Annotated in this window: 2 protein-coding genes; both read left to right on the forward strand. The window is 35.2% G+C overall.

Features of this window, described 5'->3' with window-relative positions; all coding sequences use genetic code 11:
* Nucleotides 1–842, forward strand: an 842-nt coding sequence (locus tag BBH99_RS11505; protein ID WP_066695647.1) for a helix-turn-helix domain-containing protein, incomplete at its 5' end; no start/stop codon positions are given.
* A gap of 160 nt (nucleotides 843–1,002) precedes the next feature.
* A partial coding sequence (locus tag BBH99_RS11510; protein WP_066695652.1) for an SDR family NAD(P)-dependent oxidoreductase occupies nucleotides 1,003–1,643 on the forward strand: 641 nt, incomplete at its 3' end.

Genomic DNA, 1,643 nt, shown 5'->3' on the forward strand with positions numbered 1-1,643 from the left:
TTTTTTATTTCAGCGTATTATTTTATACCAATCCTTCTTTCAGATTTAAAATAACAGATCTAAAGTTTCTGCTTTTGCCGGCAGCATTTGTGATATGCCTTGTATTGGTGAGATTAGGGTATACCTCTTTTGAGTCTTTAAGCATTATTCTTATCCTGGTTCAGGCCTTGTTTTATACCTTACTTTCTTATATCACCATCAGAAAGCATCAGCGAAAGATCCAGCAGTTTTCTTCCAATACTGAAGGAATCAACCTGAACTGGCTGGAATACATTATTCTGGTGATTCTTGCCGTAAATATTATTTACGTAGTGTATAACTTGTTTTATGATCCCAAATCATTAAACTTCTTTATCAATGCTGTCTTCCTGCTTGTTATTTATTGCGTGGGCTATTATTCGTTAAAACAGAAGGAAATCTATCCATTGGAAGAAAAACAGCGTGAGGAATTAATCTCTATTCAGGATGATTCAGATTCAGAAGAAGTAAAAAGAAAGCTGATATCGGATGAAGAGCTGGAAAGAATCAAAACACATCTTGAAAATATAATGGAAAACCGGAAACCTTATCTGGACAGCGAGCTGAACCTTATCAAACTGGCAGAGATGTTGTCTGTTTCTACCCATCATTTGTCATATGTTATCAATACTGGTTTTCAAAAGAATTTTTTCCAATACGTGAATGAGTTCAGGGTTGAGTATGCCAAGCTGCTTCTTAAAGATTCCGGCAGTAAATTATCCATTCTGGGAATTGCATATGAATCCGGATTCAATTCCAAGACTTCCTTCAATACCACTTTTAAAAAAGTGACAGGACAAACTCCTTCCGAGTTTAAAAAATAAGTTCCAATTTATAAACTTTTACTTTTTGTTAATATTTAATCGTTTGTTTTTCAATTGATTGTATTGTGTTTGTTTTTTGATTGAAAATAAGTTCGTTCAGATAATCCGGAACATTCAAAGAGAATTTCCATGATAGCTTTGTACCGTAAAATTTAATTTTATGGACACCAAAGAATCATACGCTGTAGTTACAGGAGCAAGCCAGGGACTGGGAAAAGCCTTTGCTGAAAAACTGGCAGAAAAAAACATCAATCTTATCCTGGTAAGTCTTCCCAATCAAAACTTACAACAACTTTCTCTGAAACTTGAAGAAAGGTATCAAATAAAAGCACATTGTTATGAAGTGGACCTTTCTGTCAATGAAAACGTGATGAAGCTTACAGAATGGCTCAATTCGTCTTTTAATATTCATATTTTAATCAATAATGCGGGGCTTGGAGGAACAAAGAAGTTTACAGAGGCCACCTCAGACTATATCAACACGATTTTGCAGGTTAATGTAACCGCAACTTCTCTTATTACCCATCAGTTGCTTCCCAACCTTTTAAAGCAGCCTAAAGCTTATATTTTAAATGTTTCAAGCATGGCTGCATTTTCTCCGATAGGGTTTAAGACAGTATACCCTGCATCCAAAAGTTTTATCCATTCTTTTTCTAGAGGACTGCATGAAGAATTAAAAGACACCAATGTTTTTGTAAGCGTAGTGAATCCCGGAGCGATGAAAACCAATGCGGATGTCTGTAAAAGAATTGAAAAGCAAGGTTTTTGGGGCAAATTGACACTTTTAAACCCGGATAAAGT

Source organism: Chryseobacterium contaminans, assembly GCF_001684955.1.
In the GTDB taxonomy this organism is placed as follows: domain Bacteria; phylum Bacteroidota; class Bacteroidia; order Flavobacteriales; family Weeksellaceae; genus Chryseobacterium; species Chryseobacterium contaminans.